Below are 19,616 nucleotides of genomic sequence, written 5' to 3'. Positions count from 1 at the left end.
CTTATTACATGACAATAAAAGCTAACTTTAAGCAACCTCCGATATAACACGAAAACTATGGTTGGAGTTGATAATATACTAAAAAGACAGGTGCTTTCACACCCGCCCATTCTCCTAAACAGTCATATGGTTCCACATCTCCGACTTACTCAACGAAACAGCATCTGCTCCAGCCTTCAACGCTTTGTTGACCTGTTCCATATTCCAAATCAACCCACCCAAAATAATCGGCTGCGACAAATGCTCCTTGATATACGAAATAATAGACGGCGCTATCCCCGGCATGATTTCAATCGCATCTGGCTGGTTTTCCAAGACGTTTTTGATGGTCGTAGAAAGAGAGGTCGAATCGATCAAAAAGACTCGCTGGATCGTCAGCATCCCTTCCTTTTTGGCCGCACGAATCATCGGTCCTTTGGTAGTGACAATGCCCGTTGGTTGGATATAGGTGGACAAGAAACGAAAAGCCTCTTTGTCATTGGACAAGCCATTCATGAGGTCTGTGTGCAAAAAAATCGGCTTGCTCGACTGACGGATGGTTTCGGCTTCCTCCATCAGCTTGGTCAGCTTTCCGTACATCAAAAGGATCGCGCAAGCACGGGATGCCATCGCCTCTCCCAATCTATCCTGTTCGGTTGCCGCGATAACCGGATTCGTTTTCAAAATCGTTTGCATGTCCATGTTACTCGCCTCCTGCCCTCAGTAGCCGTTCCACACTTACCTCAGCGCAGCCAAGCTGCTTTGTCTCTACAACCCAATGACCCGCGAATCCATTGTCTTTTAAAAGTGACAGGATCGATGCAAACGGAATCGTTCCGTCCCCCACTGCCAAATGATCGTCCAGTTTGCCAAAGTTATCACTCAGGTGAAGAGCGGACAAATAAGGAAGTACCTCCTGCAATGCATCGATTGCATATCCCGCACGAATCAAATGGGCATGGCCCACGTCGTACACGATCCCCACACGTGAGGAATTTACATGACGGCATATACGCACGAGATCCTCGACGTTCCACCCCAGCACTTTTGGATAAGGGGGAACATTCTCGACCGTCAGTATCGTTCTAGTCTCTGCGGACAGCTCGGTGGTCAACACGTGGAGTGCCTGACTCGCATTTTCCACACCTCTGGCACGCTCGGTCTCCGCAAGGCGATCTTCTACTTCCCCCGGATGCATCACGACGTGCGTGCAGTCGAGATAACTGGCAATCTCCAGGCAGCGCTTCATGGTGTCCATTGTTTGATCCCGGATTGCCCCTGCGTCCGCCGCCAGATTGCAGCCGCTAATCGGTGCATGAATCGACCAGACAATCCCTCTCTCGTCTCCCAGCTGCTTCAATTCTTTCACTTGCTCCCAGGACCAGTCCAAGAGGTCGGCATGATTCTCTTCACACATAATCTCGATGCCCTTCCAATCATGGTGTAAAAGCTGAAAGATAGCATCACGCAGAGGCTGATTGAATATTGCATAGGTGGATACGGCAAACGAGCTTTTGTCTCTCATTATTCATGACCCTCCCTCTTATTTCACGCCGGAGTGGATGAAGCTGTTGATAAACTGCCGCTGGAACAACAAAAATGCCAGCAACAACGGAAAAATTACCATGACCGTCGCTGCACTTACCTCGGCCCACTGCGCCCCCGTCTCAAACGATTGGGCAAAAATCGCCAGACCGACCGTTAACGGGCGATTTTCCACGGAATTCGTAATTATCAGCGGCCACATGAAGTTGTTCCAATGGTAGCTGACCGAGACCAGCCCAAACGCAATGTAGGTCGGCTTCGCTAACGGAACATACACCCGCCACAGAATCTGGAACCAGGAGCAGCCCTCCATCCTTGCCGCCTCCTCCAGCTCGTGCGGGATTGTCTTGAAGGTTTGTCGCAACAGAAAGACTCCGAAGGCAGAAGCGAAGTACGGCAGCATAATGCCGATTTTGGTATCCAGCAAAGACAAGTCACGCAGGACGTTGTAGTTGGGGAAAATCAAGATATCTGCCGGGACCATGAGCTGGACCAGGAACAGGACAAACAGCACATCCTTTCCCCAAAATTGCAGCTTCGCAAAGGCATAGGCTGCCAGTGTTGCCGTGATGATTTGTGCCACTAAAATACCGGTCACGATCAAAAAGGTATTGATGTAGTACTGGTCAAATGGCGCTGCGTCCCACACCTTCGCAAAGTTATCAAGTGTAAAATCTGCACTGAACGACCACGAAGTCGCCAGCTCCCTCGGGCGAAAGGAAGTCCAGACCGCCCAGAGCAAAGGAAACAGCCAGAGAACGGCCAAGCCGTACATTCCAGCCGTTGTGATTTTGCGAAGCATCTGCCATCCCCCCTTAGTTGTAATGAATCTTTTTATCCATACCAAAAAACTGAAAAGCAGCGACTAACAAGAGCAGCACGACCATGACAATCGTCAATGCCGAGGCCATTCCTTGATCCCAGAAAGAAAACGCCGTCTCGTATATGTAGTACAGCAAGAGATTGCTGGCATTATCCGGTCCGCCTTTGGTCATGATCACCAAATGATCTACCAGCTTGAAAGAGTTGGTGAAGGCGATAATACTGACAAACATCGTCGTTGGCATAAGCAGCGGAAAGGTGATGCGGCGAAAAACCGTCCACGACGATGCCCCTTCCATGGAGGCGGATTCGTATAGCTCCTGTGAAATGTTTTGCAATCCCGCCAAATAAAAGATCATGAAATAGCCCGCTTCCTTCCAAATGACCATGAAGATCATCGCCCACATCACATTTTTCTGATCACCGAGCCAGTTCATGTCGCCTTTTCCGAACCACTCCATCACATGACTAAGCGCTCCGTACTCCGGTGTGTAAATAAACAGCCAGATGTTCGCCACTGCAATCATCGGAACAACTGTCGGGTAAAAATAAGCCGTGCGGATAAAGCTCTTCCCTCGTAATGCCTTGTTGGCGAACAGAGCCATAGCCAGCGCGAGAGCCACACTCGTAGGCACTGTTCCGATGGCAAACCAGATATTATTGGTCAGCACCTTCCAAAACACTTCATCTTCCACCATTTGTTTATAATTATCTATCCCGTTAAAAAACGGCTCTGGAGAACCCAGATCCGCTTGATGAAAACTGAGTATGAACGTTTGTATAACTGGATAGAAGGTAAACAGCAGCAGGAAGATGAGGGAGGGAAGGAGCAAGAGCCAGGCGTACATGTTCACTTTCCATTTTGCGCGTAGTTCCCCCATTGTCGCTCCCCCATTGCCTTGCTTGATTTATTTGTTGAACGGCGCCAGCATCTTGTCCGCTTCTTCCTGCGCTTTTTTCAATGCTTCCGCAGGCTGGGATTGACCAGTGATCACGGATTGCAGCGTGTCGTTCAAGAGCTTTGTCACTTTGCCGTTATTGTGTGTAGACAGCTCAGCATGACCGTATTCCAGCTGGTCGCGAGCCACTGCTGCTGCCGGGAAGTCCTTGACGTATTGCTTCATCGTCTCTTCTTCGTAAGCAGATTTGCGTGTCGCAACATAACCAGTATCAACACTCCACTGAGCAGCGCGCTTAGGCTCGGTCATAAAGCGAATAAACTTCCATGCCGCTGCCTGTTTCTTTTCATCCGTTCCTTTAAACATGTAGAAATTGCCACCACCTGTCGGGCTGCCGTAGTTCTTTTTCGCTGGCAAAAACGCTACGCCAAAATCAAACTTCGCGCTTTTCTTCACGTTCGTCAGGTTCCCTGTCGTGTGGAACATCATCGCCGTTTTGCCTTCCAAGAAATCAGACGGTACTGTCGCCCACTCATTGACGCCTTCAGGCATGACTTGATGCTTTTTGGACAAATCTACCCAAAATTGCAGGGCTTCTACATTTTCTGGCGTATCCAAAAACACTTTTTTCCCATCTTGGGACATCAAATTCTTGCCGTTTTGCAGAGCAAGTGCTTGGAACATCCAATACGTGAAGCTCGAGGAAGGAATCTCGATGCCATAGCGTCCGTCCTTTTTCAATTTGGCAGCGTACGAAACCAGCTCATCCCATGATGTCGGCGGCTTTTCCGGATCAAGACCGACCTCCTTGAACGCGTCCTTGTTGTAATAGAGCACGATGGTGCTGCGTTGGAATGGAATGCTGTATGTCTTGCCGTCTACTTGGGAATTCGCCAAAAAGCCCGGGAAGAAATCATTTACGTATTCGCTGCCGCCATCCTTGGCAATGAAGTCATCCAAAGGAAGGATTGCATCCATGTCCATCATTGTATGCAGCTCAGTTGAGAGCATCACCGCTACGTCGGGAGGAGTCTTGCCCTGTACAGCTGCCTGTACTTTTGTCGTCGTATCCTGATAGCTGCCCGTATAGACTGGCTTGACTGTGATATCTGGGTTTTCTTTGTTAAATTCCGCTGCCATTCCGTCCACGATCTTGGTCAAAGGACCGCCAACCGCAACCGGATAATAGAAGGACAGCTCTGTTTTGCCTGATGAATTGGCTCCTTGAGCCGCGTTGTTCGTGGACGAAGAATTGCCACTGGAGCAACCCGTGATCAGACTCATACTCATGACGACCGCAAACAAGCTTTTGACAACTTTACGCATCGCAGTACCTCTCCCTTTTCTTTTCTCAATTGGTCGTAACCGCTAGATTTTTTCCGGTTTCTGCATCAAACACGTTCACCTGAGCTGGATCAAAACGAACATGCATGGTTTCGCCTCTTTTGCAGTGCCATTGCCCGTTCCATTTGGCCTTCCACAGCTTGTCTCCCACGGTGAATTCCACAATGGTCTCAGAACCGAGAATCTCTACTCCCTGCACGGTGACAGGGAGCTGGCAGGAAGCTTCGGCAGATTGCCCTTCAAGGGCGGGCTGCAGTGACTCCGGACGCAGACCGAGAACGACCGGGGTCTGGTCCTTGATACCGTGAAACATAGGAAGCGGCAAAACATGCTGACCTGCCAGCTCAATCCCTGCCTGATCGCCTGCCCGCCAAATGGCAGGCACCGTATTCATCGGGGGTGCCCCCGTAAACTCCGCCACGAACAAATTCGCTGGATGGTTGTAGACGTCGAGCGGTTTTCCGACTTGCTGAACCTCACCGTCGCGCAGAACCATCATGCGGTCTCCCATCGTCATCGCTTCCACCTGATCGTGCGTCACGTAAATCATCGTGATGCCCAGCTCTTGCTGCAAGCGACGGATTTCCGTACGCATGTGCCCGCGCAGCTTGGCATCCAGGTTGGACAACGGCTCGTCCATCAGGCAGATAGGGTGCTGACTGACGATGGCCCGTCCGAGTGCGACACGCTGTCGCTGTCCCCCGGATAATTCCTTTGGCTTGCGCTGCAAAAGATGCGCGATGCCCAGCATCTCCGCTACACGCTCCAACCGCTTGCCCTGCTCCGCTTTGTCTACTTTTCGAACCTGCAAACCAAACAAAATATTATCTTTTACCGTCAAATGCGGATAAAGTGCGTAATTTTGAAACACCATGGAGATGTTTCGCCCGCTCGGAGGGACTTGGTTCATCGGCTTGCCGCCAATCAACAGCTCTCCCGTGCTGATCTCCTCCAGCCCGGCAATCATGCGCAGTGTGGTTGATTTCCCACAACCAGAAGGCCCTACCAGCACGAAAAATTCTCCTGGCAGAATACGAGCGCTCACTTCATTGACTACCTTCTGGCTCCCATACATCTTGGAAATGCGCCGCAATTCCACTTCAGCCACGACTTTCCCCCCTGAACCTCTCGCTGTTTTTTACGTATCACTCGACTATAACAATTGCTTACTAAGGTAATATTTGGGTATTGTAAAGTTTTTGTGCATAGTCGGTAATAATCCCCCCGACTCCCGCCTCGGTTGCCCGCTTCATATCTGCTTCCTCGTTAACGGTATACACGGTCAAAATGATTCCCCGATGCTTGGCGAAACGGATCAGCTCTGGCGTGACAATCTGATGGTTGATAAAGTATTGGGCATTCAGTTGAACCGCGTCTGTTACCTGCTTTTCGGCATACTGCTCCAGGTGTTCCTTTGGCTTGGTCCCGCTCAAGGTAAAGCCCAGTCCCAATTCCGGATTGAGCTTGGCGAAACGCTCCAATACTTCTGAGCTGAAGCTGCTGACAATCACATCTTCAACCATGTCGTGCTCCTTGATGGCCTTCGCCATTTCCTTTTCGTACCCAATCCCCTTTGCTTCCAGAATGAGCACCGCTTTGCCCTTGGCTGCTTCCAGCAATTCATCCATGGTAGGAATGACAGCATCGGTAATCTCAGGCTGATACCAGGAAGGATTTGCTGGATCGAGCTTGTTCGCGTTCAATTCGCGCAGTTCCTTCAGCGTGAAATCTTTTACCTTCCCTGTCCCGTTGGTGGTACGCTCCAGATCAAAATCGTGGATCAGGACAAGGTGGCCATCCTTTGTTTTGTGGACATCTGTCTCGATGATTTCCACACCCAGCTCCATTGCTTCTTCAAAGGCGTACATCGTGTTTTCCGGCTTTAAGGAAGGGATACCTCGGTGCGCCATGACCATCGGAGGTTGCGTGATGCTTTTCTCTGGGTATGCAGCAAGCAGCTCATGCACCTCTTTTGGATCGTGTGAGACAACCCCCGCCACACCCATCTCGATCATTTCACTCGCTTGACTCTTGTTCGCCCGATCAATTCCCCACACGGACAACCCGCGATTGCGGAAGTAGCGGATGACATCCTCCGTCATCGCAGTTTGCGAGAGAACGATCACATTGGAACGACTGCTCCTGGCTGAGCGTACGAGCTCCTTTTGCTTCTTTTCGTTCAGCTTGCCTTCAATATGCACGAGGGCACCACGGTATTCATTGTTTTTCTCCCGCATCGCTTGGACGATTTCCGGTCGGGAAGACACAATGTGCACATCAGTGAGATTCTCTTTCTGGAGCAGGCGGTCAACCTCCGCTACCAATTTCTTGTCCTCGATATGAATCACCGGGATCGCCTTGCCCTTGATCTGCTCCAGTACCTCGTCCAACAATGTGCCGTCTTGGGTGACGACTCCGTTCTTCCCGGATTTTTTCACCGGAATAAAAATGGAAGACGCTTCTGCTTCTAGAATCGCATCGAGCTCGGACTTCTTGTCGTACATGGCAATCACCGTCGGCGGAAGGACAATTCCCGTCTTAGGTTCAGGGACAATCAGCACGTCGTCTTTCAGATCAGAGACGGGAATCTTGTCTTTTTGGGCATTCGGTCCAAACAACAACTCACCAGGAGTCGGCTTGGGCTGATCGACAAAATCTCTGGACGCATCATTCGTATCCTTTTCCGTCAGGCGTTCCATCGAGTGTCCGCCAGCGACTCCCGGATGAGAGGTGACTCCCGGAACCTTCGCATCCATATAAGCCATCGAATCCACCACATTGTACGCAGGGTCCATCAGAATGACGTGGTCGCCGCCATTGGCCAAATAAATGCTGCCTGTCGCCCAATCCGTCGGCAATAGCTCAGGGACGTCCTTCATGGAATCGAACAATTCAAAATCAGGCGTGACGCCATGGCGTTCCACGATTCCGTCAGCGTAGCGAGAAATGACAATCGTCTGGTAAGGCTCAATCATGGTGCCATCCGGAAACGCATGCATCCCTTCATTTCCTCCACGCTTTTCCTCGTCGCCGATCATGTAGCCACCCAAATCAATTGGATCGTTGGAGATATTGGTAATTTCGATAAACTCGCCTGTGCTTTCATCAAAAAGAGGATCATTGACAACTTCTGTGATGAGCAAGGTTTTGCTCACCGCGCTTTGCGCCATCGCGGGCATACTGCCTGTCACCAGACTTGCTGCCAGTAGTGACCACAACCACTTTTTGCTGCTCTTTCCCAACTCCATCTCCATTGCCTCCTCGTTTTCCTACTCGACTTGCACCATGGCTTCCATCGTCGGAAGGATGTAATCTGGCTGAATCTCTGTGGCTTCCAGTTCGCGACTGGTCGTCACACCTGTCATTACCAGCGCCGTTTTCATACCGCTGTTTTTCCCGAGTAAAATGTCTGTCTCCAAACGGTCGCCTACCATGACGCATCTTTCTGGCTGCACTTGAAGCTGTTGAAAAACCTGATCGGCGTAGTACCGAGACGGCTTGCCAGTCATCGCCCAGACAGAGGCTCCACCGGCCGTTTCAATCGCTCTCGCCAACGCCCATGTATCAGGAATGGCACCCCCTGGCACCGGACATACCGGATCGGGGTTCGCTACGATCAGGTGGGCTCCCTTTCGCACAGCGTCAGCAGCTTGTTGCAGCTTTTCATACGTAAATGCACGGTCCATTCCGACCAATACATGCGTCGCTTCCTCCGCATCTTGCACCTGCTTTATATGAAAGCTCGCAATCTCTTCCTCCAAGGCAGGCTCCCCTACAATCAGGACACGCGCTTGCTCCGCATTCTCTTGAAGATACAATCCCGCCGCATAGGCAGCCGTCATGATTTCTTCCCGCCGGGCAGCCAATCCGAGCTTCTGGAGGCGAGTCTGACAAGCTGTTCTTGTCTGTACCGTCGTGTTGGTCAAAAACATGATTTTCTTCTGCTTCTCCCTCAGTGCAGCAAGTGTCTTTTCCACCCCAGGAAGCAGCTCATTCCCAAGAAAAATCGTTCCATCCAAATCAAAAAAATACGCATCGTACCTATCTGTATCTAGCAAATCCCTTGCTCGCTCCTTTCATTCGAAAAACACAAAAAGCCCTCATACACGGCAATAGCACAAAGAAACAAACCGAACGAACGGTCTTTTTCGAATCTATTGCTGTATGAGGGCTTTCTCCACGTCTCGACCCACTTACAGACGTTATTTATTTGGTTGATAGCTCGATCATAACAAGTCATTGTTAAGGGATTGTTGAGCTACCATTGGTTTTATGTGAACAACGCCAAAACTAACGAGTGATCGTTAGTCAAAAAAAGATTGCAAACTGTCTAAGAAAGAGTAAAATTCTTTGTAAATGATAATGATATTCATTATCAACATATAATCATATAATTATGCACTCATATCAGATGAAGGGATGTCTTTTCATGATTCAAAAATGGAGTTATCCACTTGCCGCAGTTGTTCTCGGTTCCTCCTTGCTCGCCGCTTGTGGAAACGCACAAACACAAACCGAACAGAAAAAACCAGAAGCCGCGCAGCCTGACAAGCCTGCCGCTGCTGATCAGTCTGCGACAGCGAGCACTGCTTCTGCTACTTCTCCTGAGCTGCAAGCCTCTATTGATCAATACCGAAAATGGGTTGTCGACCAAACCGACCAATTCGTAAAAGCAACAGAAAGCTTCACCACCGCCGTCAAAGCAGGCGATCTGGAAAAAGCGAAAAAGGAGTATGCTCCAGCCCGTGCTTACTTTGAGCGAATCGAGCCTATCGCGGAATCTCTCGGCGATTTTGACCCGTGGATCGATGCCCGCGAAGGCGATGTGCCTGATAACGAATGGCGCGGCTATCACAAATTGGAGAAAGCGCTCTGGGAAACCAAATCGGTCGCTGACCAAGGAAAAGTGGCGGATCAGCTGCTGCAAGATGTGAAGCAGCTCCGCGTGAAGGTAGAGAGCGTCGAAATCGACGTGCCTATGCTGGTAACGGGTGCAGTTGAGCTCTTGAACGAAGTATCGACGAGCAAGGTGACTGGTGAGGAAGAACGCTATTCCCATACGGACTTGTACGATTTCGCTGCAAACGTGGAAGGCGCTCACGAAATTTACAAAGTATTGAAGCCTGCTGTTACCGCAAAAGACGCTGCTCTTGCCAGTGAAATTGAAGCTCGCTTCGCTGATTTGGACAAAGCACTCGCACCATACCGCAAAGGCGACGGTTATGTGCTGTACACCGAGTTGAAGGAAGACCAAGTGAAAAAGCTGAGTCAGTCCCTCGACGCATTGGCTGAACCATTGTCCAAAATGGGTACGATCGTAGGAGGCTAACAAGATGAATGACAAGCATCCCGCAAACACCACAGCGAACAAAATCACACGTCGAGAAGCTCTAAAGTTGGCTGGTGTCGGGGGGATTGGACTGCTGTTGGGGGCGACTGGGGTCAATAGCCTTATGCCCTCTCCTTCTAAAAACGAGCAGACAAGTGCCACTCCGACCGGTGCAGATGAGGTCATTCCCTTTTATGGCAAGCATCAGTCCGGGATCATTACACCTATGCAGGATTTTATCTGCATGGGTGCTTTTGATTTGACGACGACCTCGCTAGGGGATGTCCGCACCTTGTTTCAAAGCTGGACACAGGCAGCAGCACGCATGACCGCCGGCAAAAACGTCGATGAGGAGAGCGACAACGCCCTTCTTCCTCCTGTCGACACGGGAGAAGCCATGGGCCTGCGCCCAATGCAATTGACAATCACATTTGGGCTTGGCGCTTCTTTCTTTGACGAGCGCTTTGGTCTGGCAGCCAACCGCCCAGCTCCCTTAGTTGACTTGCCTCGCTTCAACAGCGATGAAATGCGAAAAGAATGGTCAGATGGCGATATTGTCGTGCAGGTCTGTGCCAACGATCCACAGGTCGCCTTCCATGCTCTGCGGAATTTGGCCCGAATCGCTCGAGGCAAAGCTGTCCTCCACTGGCTGCAGGAAGGCTTCCAGCGTACCAGCGCATCCGACCCGACTGGCTCCACACCACGAAATCTGATGGGCTTCAAGGATGGCACGAACAATCCGCAGGTGAACGATCCCGCTACCGCAAATGAAGTCGTCTGGGCTCACACTGCTGAAAGTCCCGCGTGGATGGCAGGCGGCAGCTACATGGTCATGCGCCGAATCCGCATGCGGATCGAGGTATGGGATCGCTCCTCCCTCACCGATCAGGAGAATACGTTTGGTCGCCATCGCATGACGGGTGCTCCACTAGGCAAAGCAAATGAGTTCGACGAGCTGGAGCTGGATCGCAAGGACGCAAAAGGAAAGCCCGTGATTCCTGTGGATTCCCATGTTGCCTTGGCCCATATGGAGGGCAAGGTGAAAATTTTGCGGCGCGGTTACTCCTATTCGAGTGGAATGGATCTCAAGACTGGTCAGCTCGATGCTGGGCTTTTGTTCATTTGCTTCAATCGTGATCCGCGCAAGCAATTCATTCCGATGCAACAAAAGCTCGCATCCGTCGACCTGCTCAATGAATATATCACCCATGTCGGCAGTGGTTTGTACGCCTGTCTCCCTGGTGCAAGTGAGGGCGGATACATCGGGGACACGCTTTTTTAACCAACTACCTGGGATGGAGTGAACACCTTGAAACGCTATCTGTTTATCATTTGTACGTGCATGCTGCTATGGACATCTGCTCTGTCTGCCGCTGTAGCCGCGCCGCTTGTGCCAGAACAGCTCAAGCAAATGATCGCCCTCTCCAGCGATGCCTTGATTAGCAGTGGAGATAGCAACTGGGAAGAAGCAGCTAAAGCGATCAGCAGTATGAAGAGCATCTGGGAGGGCAATTCGGAAGAGAGCTCCGCAGATGCACAAGCATTGACGCAAGCAATCGTGGAAGCAGAGCAAGCCCTTGCCCAAGCAAAGGCGAATCCTGACACTGCAAAAGCAGCCATCTCCAATTTGGCAAAAGCAACGGATCGTTACGTCTCGTCCAAAGAAGAAGGCGGTCAGCCAAAAGAGCGCGCGCACAAGCAAATTGCGGCATTGCTACCGCTCTTGCAAAACAGCATGACAGCCATCACGGAAGGCGATCTGACGAAAGCCAAGCAATCGTACAACAGCTTCGTCACCGGCTGGTACAAGGCAGAGGGTCTTGTTCGAGCGGAAAATGCCACAGTCTACGGCGATATGGAAATCAAAATCAGCAGTGCCCGCATTGCCTTGAATACAGAACCACCCGACCCTAAAAAGAGCGCAGAGAAAGTACAGGCACTTATTACTGCGGTGGACAATTATTTGTCAGGAAAGGCAGTCCAACAGCCCGCTGCGAATCCTTCTTCCGAGCAGCCAACCATCTCGTCTCTACTGACACTCCTTGCATCGGTTGAAACAGATATCGCCAATCAGGATGCAACCGCTGCTTCGGACAAAATGGAGACCTTTATCACCTCTTGGCCCTCTGTAGAAGGCGTAGTCATGACCAAATCGCCAGCTACCTACAGCAGCATCGAAGCCAAGATGGTCGCCGTCCCGACACTCATCCTGTCCAATCCCCCGCAATGGGAAAAGGCGACGGCTCATCTTGCGGAAATGAAGACAGAGCTTGCGCCATTTGCGACAACGTCCTCGTACACCGCTTGGGATGCGGGACTCATCTTGTTCCGCGAAGGACTGGAGGCCATCTTGATCATCGTCTCGCTGCTCACTGTCCTGAACAAGTCAGGCAATGCCGACAAGCGCAAATGGATCTGGTCTGGGTCCATTGCCGGAATCGTAGTTTCCGCCATTCTTGCCGTCATCCTCAGTTTCGTTTTCTCCACCCTCTCCACAGGCAACTCGCGAGAAACGATTGAGGGAGTAACCGGACTGATTGCCGTCTTCTTTATGGTGACGATCGGTGCCTGGTTGCATAAGAAGTCCAATTTGCAGGCATGGAATCAGTTTGTCGAGAAATCGATCGGCTCTTCCTTGGCAACAGGAGCTCTGTGGTCACTCTCATTCACTGCCTTTCTCGCTGTCGCACGCGAAGGAGCAGAAACGATTATCTTTTATATGGGGATGGCCGCTACGATCTCCATGACAGACCTGTTGATCGGTATCGTGAGCGCGATTGTCGTCTTGGCCGTGATTGGCTTTGTCATTATCAAGCTCAGTGCACGCATTCCGGTTCGGCCGTTCTTTTTTGTAGCCAGCCTCTTGCTCTACTACATGGCGTTTAAATTCGTCGGCGTCAGCATCCACGCTTTGCAGGTGACGGGAAGCTTATCTGCACACAGCAGCGATTACTTGTTGTACGCACCGACTCTCGGCATTTATGCGAGCTGGGAAACGACGATCCCGCAATTGATCATACTCGTGATCGTTCTCATCAATTTGTTCCTGTATTCGCGGAAAAAAACAGCCACTCCTATTCCGCGGGTGAACTAACAGAGCTAACTCCAAAAACGCAGCTCCTTCATGAGGGCTGCGTTTTCTTGTAACACCAAAATTATTTTTGGCAATCATTCTTTATCGCAAGTTCACATTTTTTCTGTTATCGTTAAATTTTTATGGGACAAGTTATGTTACCATATTACAGGTGTAACCTTCTTTTTACATTTTTCGTCATTAGAGGGTACAAGATTCGATACTAGGATAGGGGTTAGATATGGGGGCAACATCAAATTCTGTTAAAGTTGACGTCAAAACAACGCCACGCGTTCGACAAAATATGGTCTACCTATTAGTGAAGCAGCTTCGTCCGCATCAATGGACGAAAAACTTGCTTGTCTTTGCTGCCTTGCTATTTTCCTTGCACAAAGTAAGTCCGGATGTCATTGGAAAATCAGTGTTGGCGTTCCTGCTGTTTTGTTTTGTATCCGGCTGTGTCTATATCCTCAATGATTTTGTCGATATCAAAAATGACCGAAATCACCCGGAAAAACAGTTCCGGCCCATGGCTTCTGGTGCATTGCCGCCAGCGCTCGCGTTAGCATTCGGTGCGTTTTTGCTACTGGGTTCCCTTTTTAGTGCTTATTACTTTGACCGATTATTCGCGCTCGTACTGTTTGTTTACTTTGTGCTCAACGTCGCTTACTCGCTGAAGCTGAAGCATGTGGTCATTCTGGACGTCATGATTATCTCAGCCGGTTTTGTTTTGCGTGCCATCGGTGGAAGTCTGATGATCCAAACACCGTTTACGCCGTGGTTTTTGCTCTGTACGATGCTGCTCGCGCTGTTTTTGGCCATCAGCAAACGTCGCCACGAGCTGATTTTGTTGCAGCAGGATAAAGGTACGCATCGCAAAGTGCTCGACAGCTATTCGTCCGAATTGTTGAATCAGCTGAATACGATTGTGACGACCATGACGATCATCAGCTATTCCTTGTTCACTTTTACATCTGGACGCACGATTCACTTGATGTGGACCATTCCACTTGTGATCTTTGGGATTTTCCGTTACCTGTATTTGATCACCGTCGCAGGCCAGGGCGGCAGTCCGGAAAAAGTTTTGTTGCAGGACAAGCCGATTCTCATTACGGTGTTCCTGTATGTCGTCATGGTGGCCGGGATTATTTACGTATTTGAATTTAAATAAGGAAGTTCAAAAAGTTGGACTTTGAACATGAATTTCCTTGCACAGATAGGTTGTGGATCAGGCTATGCCATCAATTGTTCTCATCATCATTTCCGTGGTCCTCAGTGCGTGTGGACAAGTTGCGATGAAGATGGGCGCATCCTCGCTCACCAGTAACAATGACATGCTGCTACTGAAGTTCCTGCACTATTTTACGAACCTGCCGATTATGGTGGGACTTGCGCTTTACGGACTTTCTGCGTTTATTTGGATTGCTGCGCTGGAAAAGGTGCAGCTCTCCTATGCTTATCCCATGGCAGCACTCGGATACGTATTGGTAGCTGTGCTGTCCTTCTTGATCTTCAACGAACCGTTGTCTCTTACACGTATTGTCGGTCTGGCGATTATCGTCGTGGGCGTCGTCGTCATTTCTCAGTCGTAATCATCACGTAGAGGAGTTTTATCATGTTATATGCGGTAGCGCCGTTTATCGGCTGGCTTGTGTCCGGAATAACCAAATTCTTGATTAATTACCTCCGTTTTGGGGCCCGGGCCAAAGAAATGGTCGGGAACGGCGGTTTTCCCAGCACGCACACAACCGTTATGGTCACGACTGTGTTTTTGATTGGTTTGCAGGAGGGCTTTACTCATCCTGCATTCGGGCTGGGTGTGGCTGTGACGTTTATTGTGATCATCGATGCGACTGGGTTGCGCAGAGCGGTAGGAAAACATGCAGAGGCACTCAACAAGCTCGCAAAGGAACATCCTGACGTGTTACCCGCCAAGCCTTTGCGCGAAAGCATGGGACATACCAGATGGGAAATTGCCGGGGGTCTGGTGCTCGGGGTACTGCTTGCGACCGTATTGCATCTGCTGGCAGCGAACCTCCCTACCCTCACTGGCTAGTAGATTCGTAGACAGGAGATTATGTTCATGAATAACCGTACAGCTACGTACTCGTTCCTGCTCGGGACGGCTTTGCTATTGTTTATGGCTACGATTGTGCTTAGCACATCGGTTTTATTTTTGTTCGGCGTATCCGTGACGGCCGCCAGCTTTTGGATTGGCCTCGTTGCGGCTTTGGCTGCGCTGGGCGGGATGGTGTCGGTCTTCGTAAGTTCACGTCGTCGGGCCTGGTTTTTCTCCCTGTTGGCTGGACTGGCGATTGTTTCATGCATCAGCTACTTCATCAGCGCCAATACGTTTGACCTCTCTTTTGACGGACAAACGTATCATCAAGAAGCCATCGTGAAGTTAACAGAAGGCTGGAATCCTATACATGACCAGCCCATCCTCAAGCCTCCTGGTTCAAAAGAAGTCGAGGAGATGGACAATAAAGAGGTTCTCTCGGCCTTTCACCTGTGGATCAATCATTACGCCAAGGGGCCTTGGATGCTCGATGCGGTCATGTACAAATTGACTGGTCAGATTGAGGTCAGCAAAATATTTAACCTGTTGTTGATTGCATCGTCCTTTTTCCTGACACTCGCTGCCATCCGAACCGCTTTCCCAGAGAAAAAAGGGGCGGCGATTGCCTTCGCACTACTCGCAGCGTTCAATCCCGCGGTGATCACGCAATCGACTTCCTTCTATATTGACGGACAGCTTGGCTCGCTCGTGCTCATCATCTGCGCTCTCGGCTATCTGCTGTATAAGCGCTACCATGCTTGGACGCTACTCGCACTATGTGGAGCGCTCATGCTGCTGGCGCAGATCAAATTTACGGCATTGGGGTATGCCGGATTGCTCGGCTTGGCTATTCTCGTGCTCTTCTTTTTCTATAATCGCCGTCAGCACATCAAAAGCATGCTCTTGTGGCTTTCAATTAGTCTGGTTATCACTGTAGGCGTTGTTGGCTACAATCCGTATGTCACCAACACGTTAACAAAGGGACATCCGTTTTATCCGTTGGCGGGCAAAGGTGCCGTTGATATCATGACCTCGAACAGCCCGCATGGTTTCAAAGACAATACCAACGTTGAAAATCTGACTATCTCCTTATTTTCCAAATCGGAGAACATTGCAACACCCCATAGCCCTACATGGAAGTTGCCATTTACGGTCACCTTGAAAGAGCTAGCTGTGTTCTACTCTCCTGACGTCCGTGTAGCCGGATTCGGACCGCTTTTCGGAGGAGCTGTGATTGTCACATGCCTGATTCTCGTCGCCTTGCTTTTGGGGACTCATCGAAAAAAAGCGGCACCTTTCTTGTGGATCAGTCTGGCGCTCTTCGTGACCGTGCTCATTAATCCGGAAAGCTGGTGGGCGCGCTATGTTCCGCAGCTTTGGTTGATTCCGCTCTTGATTGCGCTGGCAGTCTTGGATGTCCAGAAGGGCTTTTTCCGCCATGCGGGCAAGGTTCTTGTCGTCATCTTACTCGCCAATATGGTGATGGTAAATGCTTCTCATATCATTGGACAATCTGGCGCTAATGCATTAGTGAAAAAGCAGCTTGAAGAGATCAAGGCAAGCAACAAAACGCTGGTCGTAGACTTCCACCATTTCAATGCGGTGAAAGTACGTCTGCAAGAAGCGGGCATTCCTTTCGTCGAGCAAAAGCTGGATAAAGGCGAAGATGTCAAAGGATTTATGACTACGCGTGCGGTTTATCTCTTGAAATAAAAGATAGAAGGGGCGTCTCTAAGTCGGGAAATCGACATTGGAGACAGCCCCTTTTTTATTTTTAAGTGGTGTAGTGAACGAGACACCAGCTTTTATAAATGTATAAATGTAAAAATTTTCATAATCTCATTTGGAAAACCATGGTAGAGTTTACTTGTATTGATTATCCAGAAGGGAGTGTGTATCATGCCTGTTGAAACATTCAAAGCAACTGCACATCTACAGAAGGGAATGGTTGTGAAGGCCAGTTCCAGAAATTTCGAGATAACCATCGATGAACCAAAAAGCTTGGGAGGTACGGATACCGGAATGAACCCGGTTGAACTGGTACTCTCCGCATTAGGCGCCTGCCAATCGATCGTTGCCAGAGTATATGCTAGGAAGTTTAATGTTCAACTCGACGATTTTTGGGTGGAAGTTGAAGGCGATCTCGATACGGATGGCTTCATGAACAAATCTGATGTCCGCCGCGGGTATTCCGAGATTCGATACACCTTTCATATCAAAACGGATGCTCCCAGAGAGCAAGTAGAGTCTTTTATGGAGTTTTTGGAACAGACATGCCCCGTTGGAGATACGATTGCCAATCCTGTTACGCTTAAGTTAAGCGGAATTGTTATTGAAAAACCGAGTGAGATAAAGGCGAATGATTAAAATAAGGCTCCCAACCGGGAGCCTTTGTCGTATTTTTGATGTTTACATAAACACAAAGTAAATGACCGCTGCCAGCACCAAACGATAAATCGCAAATGGTGTCAGCTTGATCCGGTTGATCAGCTTCAAGAAGAAACGGATCGACAGAAGCGCGAACACAAACGCGCTAATAAAACCGACGACGAAAAACGGAATGCTGTCCATTGTTATCGCATCCCAGCGCTTCAACAGCGACAAAAAGCTCGCGCCCGCCATGATCGGCACCGCCATAATAAACGTGAAGTCTGCCGCCGCACGATGGCTCATGCCCAACAGTACGCCCCCCGAGATCGTGGAACCCGAACGGGAAAAGCCAGGCCACAGTGAGAAACATTGAATGAGTCCAACCAGCAACGCTTGCTTGTACGTAATTTGGTCAACCGACTCGATCTTGGCACGCTTTGGTCGGAACCAATCCGCAGCCAGCATGAGCAGAGCGCCCAGCACCAGACCGATTACCACGGTCTTCGTAGAGAACAAATACTCATCGATGTAGTCGTCAAACAGAACACCCAGAATCCCCGCTGGAATCAAACCGACAATGACCGTAGCCAAATTCAGTCGAGGTCCTGCTGGAATCTCGCTCTTACCCGCCAGCTTTTTCAAGCCGAGCAAACTCATGAACCGATCCCACATCAAAACGACAACAGCCAAAATTGAGCCGAGCTGAATGACAATCTTGAAGGTATTCGCCACTTCTGGTGAAAACATCTCTTTCGTTTGGAACAAAAAGTCATCCACGATGATCATGTGACCCGTAGAGGAAACCGGGGCAAACTCCGTCAATCCTTCTACTAGCCCCAGCACAATCGCGACAAAAGCTTCCCAGAGACTCAAAAATTCCACGCTCCTATGAATGATGTCCAAAATCATATGTAGCAGCCGCCCTGTAAAAGAGCAGACTACCGCTTCTAGCATTATAACGTTCATCTCTGGTACAAAGTTACATCTTGATAGAAAAACATTCTAGCAAATCCCAGATGGGTGTTATTTCGAAGCGGACAGTCATACCCCTTGCGGGGCGTAGGCCGAAGCGTAGACTGGAAATTCGCTTCTTCCCTCCACCACAGCCACTCATCGATTCACATATTGCAACGTCCCTTCCCCCATGTCACCAAGTCGCCAAAGCGCGATTTTCTCAATGCCCGCTTTCTTCGCAACTGCGACCCATTGAGACAGTGTTACTTCATCAGCATACCAAACCGTGTGCTTTTGACCGTCCTCACCCATATAGTCGAAGTACAAGCTGCCGCTAGCTTCATCCCGCTTTGGCGGCTCGATACTCGAGATGGCAAGGTCCGCTGCCTGCTTTTCCGTCACAGCCGTCACTTTTCCATCACTAGCCCAGTCAAATCCGCCTACAGACAGGGCCATGACCTTGTCACCCGGTACTTTTTTCATTCGATGGGCAAGCTCCTCGATAAATGAATGATCGGCTTTAGGGCCTGGCTCCGTAGTCGTACCATACAAATTGTAAGCCATCATGACGTAGGTAGGACCTATTGGCAATGCCAAGTCTTCAATCGGAGCGCGTGGCTCCAACACAATACGAAGCGACTTCCCTTCCTGCTCCATATGCAGATACAAGGTATGGATAAAAGTAAGGAAGTTGTCCCAGTCTTTCTCGTCAATTCTCTCATAATCGATTTCTAAACCATGAAAGCCATTCTGGATCACGGCATTCTTGATCTCCATAATGTGCTTGGTACGGCTAGCATCTGTCGCCATGAGCCTGCTGACAATCGACGGGTCCTTTTGAACCTGCGTACCATCACTGTTCAAACGATCATTCACAATGGTCAAATCGAGATCAACATAGCTGCCCTGCTTCGATGCTTCCTTGATCGCAGGCATCGCCTTAGTCATGCGGTCAGTAAAATGCAACTTGTCATTTTCATCAAAATACGCCGCGAAGACTTGCACACTGGACAAGCCATCCGTCATCCTGCGGAAATCCTCCAAACCGGATTCCCACTGCCAGTCTACTACCCATGCAGACAATTCTGTCGTGTTGTTTGCTGCACCTACACTCTCCAAGCCCTCGGTATCATTCCATTTCATCATGTACCATACGAGGGTGGCACACACTACTATCAGAAGAGCAGTCAAAATGATCGATCGTTTCTTGATGGTTGACACCTTACACTGATCCCCCTTGTT

18 protein-coding genes are annotated in these 19,616 nt (G+C 49.9%); 8 read left to right on the top strand and 10 right to left on the bottom strand.

Annotated elements, in window-relative coordinates:
• Window positions 1-114: 114 nt before the first annotated feature.
• The 8 genes from FB479_RS14185 to FB479_RS14150 all read right to left on the bottom strand — a co-directional run bounded on the left by FB479_RS14185 (window position 115) and on the right by FB479_RS14150 (window position 8,647).
• Window positions 115-681 (bottom strand): glycerol-3-phosphate responsive antiterminator, encoded by a 567-nt coding sequence (locus FB479_RS14185; protein ID WP_142065740.1) that lies wholly within the window; start codon window positions 679-681, stop codon window positions 115-117.
• Between the two features lies 1 nt (window position 682).
• Window positions 683-1,504: a sugar phosphate isomerase/epimerase family protein gene (locus FB479_RS14180; RefSeq protein WP_142065739.1), complete on the bottom strand. Its 822-nt coding sequence runs from the start codon at window positions 1,502-1,504 to the stop codon at window positions 683-685.
• An 18-nt stretch (window positions 1,505-1,522) separates the two neighbouring features.
• On the bottom strand, window positions 1,523-2,326 hold the full coding sequence (locus FB479_RS14175; protein WP_106657219.1) for a carbohydrate ABC transporter permease: 804 nt from the start codon (window positions 2,324-2,326) through the stop codon (window positions 1,523-1,525).
• A 13-nt stretch (window positions 2,327-2,339) separates the two neighbouring features.
• Window positions 2,340-3,227, bottom strand: coding sequence for a carbohydrate ABC transporter permease (locus FB479_RS14170; RefSeq protein WP_007717821.1), 888 nt, complete (start codon window positions 3,225-3,227; stop codon window positions 2,340-2,342).
• A 27-nt stretch (window positions 3,228-3,254) separates the two neighbouring features.
• A complete protein-coding gene (locus tag FB479_RS14165) occupies window positions 3,255-4,571 on the bottom strand; it encodes an ABC transporter substrate-binding protein (protein ID WP_142065738.1) in 1,317 nt (438 codons plus the stop codon).
• 25 nt (window positions 4,572-4,596) lie between these two features.
• A complete protein-coding gene (locus FB479_RS14160) occupies window positions 4,597-5,697 on the bottom strand; it encodes an ABC transporter ATP-binding protein (RefSeq protein WP_142065737.1) in 1,101 nt (366 codons plus the stop codon).
• A gap of 61 nt (window positions 5,698-5,758) precedes the next feature.
• Entirely contained in the window at window positions 5,759-7,837 is a 2,079-nt protein-coding gene (locus tag FB479_RS14155) for a glycerophosphodiester phosphodiesterase family protein (protein WP_142065736.1), read from the bottom strand.
• A gap of 21 nt (window positions 7,838-7,858) precedes the next feature.
• Entirely contained in the window at window positions 7,859-8,647 is a 789-nt protein-coding gene (locus FB479_RS14150) for an HAD-IIA family hydrolase (RefSeq protein ID WP_106657223.1), read from the bottom strand.
• Between the two features lie 371 nt (window positions 8,648-9,018).
• On the opposite strand from FB479_RS14150, the gene efeO reads away from it, so the two are divergent.
• The 8 genes from efeO (at window position 9,019) to FB479_RS14110 (ending at window position 17,417) form a co-directional block, all read left to right on the top strand.
• The gene (gene efeO, locus FB479_RS14145; protein WP_142065735.1) at window positions 9,019-9,918 is read left to right on the top strand and encodes an iron uptake system protein EfeO; all 900 of its coding nucleotides are present in this window, start codon (window positions 9,019-9,021) and stop codon (window positions 9,916-9,918) included.
• Between the two features lie 4 nt (window positions 9,919-9,922).
• Window positions 9,923-11,200 carry an iron uptake transporter deferrochelatase/peroxidase subunit gene (efeB, locus tag FB479_RS14140; protein ID WP_142065734.1) on the top strand — a complete coding sequence of 426 codons (1,278 nt, stop codon included), beginning with the start codon at window positions 9,923-9,925 and terminating at the stop codon, window positions 11,198-11,200.
• Window positions 11,201-11,227: 27 nt separating this feature from the next.
• Window positions 11,228-13,012 carry an FTR1 family iron permease gene (locus FB479_RS14135; protein WP_142065733.1) on the top strand — a complete coding sequence of 595 codons (1,785 nt, stop codon included), beginning with the start codon at window positions 11,228-11,230 and terminating at the stop codon, window positions 13,010-13,012.
• A 220-nt stretch (window positions 13,013-13,232) separates the two neighbouring features.
• Entirely contained in the window at window positions 13,233-14,162 is a 930-nt protein-coding gene (locus tag FB479_RS14130) for a decaprenyl-phosphate phosphoribosyltransferase (RefSeq protein ID WP_069849938.1), read from the top strand.
• Between the two features lie 64 nt (window positions 14,163-14,226).
• Complete coding sequence (locus FB479_RS14125; RefSeq protein WP_142065732.1) at window positions 14,227-14,583, top strand: SMR family transporter; 357 nt, start codon at window positions 14,227-14,229, stop codon at window positions 14,581-14,583.
• 23 nt (window positions 14,584-14,606) lie between these two features.
• Complete coding sequence (locus FB479_RS14120; RefSeq protein WP_142065731.1) at window positions 14,607-15,047, top strand: divergent PAP2 family protein; 441 nt, start codon at window positions 14,607-14,609, stop codon at window positions 15,045-15,047.
• Between the two features lie 27 nt (window positions 15,048-15,074).
• A complete protein-coding gene (locus tag FB479_RS14115; protein WP_142065730.1) occupies window positions 15,075-16,763 on the top strand; it encodes a hypothetical protein in 1,689 nt (562 codons plus the stop codon).
• Between the two features lie 186 nt (window positions 16,764-16,949).
• Window positions 16,950-17,417, top strand: a complete 468-nt coding sequence (locus FB479_RS14110; RefSeq protein WP_142065729.1) for an OsmC family protein — start codon at window positions 16,950-16,952, stop codon at window positions 17,415-17,417.
• A 42-nt stretch (window positions 17,418-17,459) separates the two neighbouring features.
• On the opposite strand, the gene FB479_RS14105 is transcribed toward FB479_RS14110, so the two are convergent.
• On the bottom strand, window positions 17,460-18,293 hold the full coding sequence (locus FB479_RS14105; RefSeq protein ID WP_304488797.1) for an undecaprenyl-diphosphate phosphatase: 834 nt from the start codon (window positions 18,291-18,293) through the stop codon (window positions 17,460-17,462).
• Between the two features lie 237 nt (window positions 18,294-18,530).
• Window positions 18,531-19,595 (bottom strand): glycosyl hydrolase family 18 protein, encoded by a 1,065-nt coding sequence (locus tag FB479_RS14100; protein ID WP_142065727.1) that lies wholly within the window; start codon window positions 19,593-19,595, stop codon window positions 18,531-18,533.
• Window positions 19,596-19,616 lie beyond the last annotated feature (21 nt).

The sequence above is a fragment of the Brevibacillus sp. AG162 genome, assembly GCF_006715575.1.
GTDB classification, from domain to species: Bacteria; Bacillota; Bacilli; order Brevibacillales; family Brevibacillaceae; genus Brevibacillus; species Brevibacillus brevis.
The sequence above is the reverse complement of the archived record's forward strand: the minus strand, read 5'-3'. Positions and strand labels throughout refer to the sequence as shown.

Coding starts and splice junctions, on each gene's coding strand:
- FB479_RS14175 (WP_106657219.1), bottom strand. CDS start 2,326: ATGCTTCGCAAAATCACAACGGCTGGAATGTACGGCTTGGCCGTTCTC.
- efeO (WP_142065735.1), top strand. CDS start 9,019: ATGATTCAAAAATGGAGTTATCCACTTGCCGCAGTTGTTCTCGGTTCC.
- FB479_RS14125 (WP_142065732.1), top strand. CDS start 14,227: ATGCCATCAATTGTTCTCATCATCATTTCCGTGGTCCTCAGTGCGTGT.
- FB479_RS14130 (WP_069849938.1), top strand. CDS start 13,233: ATGGGGGCAACATCAAATTCTGTTAAAGTTGACGTCAAAACAACGCCA.
- FB479_RS14165 (WP_142065738.1), bottom strand. CDS start 4,571: ATGCGTAAAGTTGTCAAAAGCTTGTTTGCGGTCGTCATGAGTATGAGT.
- FB479_RS14170 (WP_007717821.1), bottom strand. CDS start 3,227: ATGGGGGAACTACGCGCAAAATGGAAAGTGAACATGTACGCCTGGCTC.
- FB479_RS14155 (WP_142065736.1), bottom strand. CDS start 7,837: ATGGAGTTGGGAAAGAGCAGCAAAAAGTGGTTGTGGTCACTACTGGCA.
- FB479_RS14180 (WP_142065739.1), bottom strand. CDS start 1,504: ATGAGAGACAAAAGCTCGTTTGCCGTATCCACCTATGCAATATTCAAT.
- efeB (WP_142065734.1), top strand. CDS start 9,923: ATGAATGACAAGCATCCCGCAAACACCACAGCGAACAAAATCACACGT.
- FB479_RS14120 (WP_142065731.1), top strand. CDS start 14,607: ATGTTATATGCGGTAGCGCCGTTTATCGGCTGGCTTGTGTCCGGAATA.
- FB479_RS14115 (WP_142065730.1), top strand. CDS start 15,075: ATGAATAACCGTACAGCTACGTACTCGTTCCTGCTCGGGACGGCTTTG.
- FB479_RS14185 (WP_142065740.1), bottom strand. CDS start 681: ATGGACATGCAAACGATTTTGAAAACGAATCCGGTTATCGCGGCAACC.
- FB479_RS14110 (WP_142065729.1), top strand. CDS start 16,950: ATGCCTGTTGAAACATTCAAAGCAACTGCACATCTACAGAAGGGAATG.